Raw genomic sequence first — 257 nt, 5'->3', positions numbered from 1 at the left:
GCCGTGCGCGCGCGCGAAGGCGATGGCGGCCTGCTCGGCGGCGGCGGAGACGTCGGAACCGTCCGTGGGGATGAGGATACGGTCATACATGATGATTCCTCCTGAGAGTCCGGTGGGGACGATCTCAGGATGGCGAATCTATCAAGCGATTTCTTTGATATAAATCAAATTGTCCGGAAACTGCCTTCCGCCACGATGCGCCCGCCGCCCCCGACGGCGAAGCTGCCGGCCGCGAGGTCGGCGCCGAGCACCAGTTC

The 257-nt window shown here is 63.8% G+C and carries 1 protein-coding gene; it reads right to left on the bottom strand.

The genetic code is table 11. The features are described from left to right. On the bottom strand, positions 1 to 90 hold a 90-nt coding region (locus tag ACEN88_RS35720), incomplete at its 3' end, for a universal stress protein (RefSeq protein WP_413347124.1). Positions 91 to 257 lie beyond the last annotated feature (167 nt).

The sequence above is a fragment of the Massilia sp. CT11-108 genome, from assembly GCF_047302915.1.
Taxonomy (GTDB): domain Bacteria; phylum Pseudomonadota; class Gammaproteobacteria; order Burkholderiales; family Burkholderiaceae_D; genus Telluria; species Telluria orientalis.
This window is presented reverse-complemented; position numbering and strand designations above follow the sequence as displayed.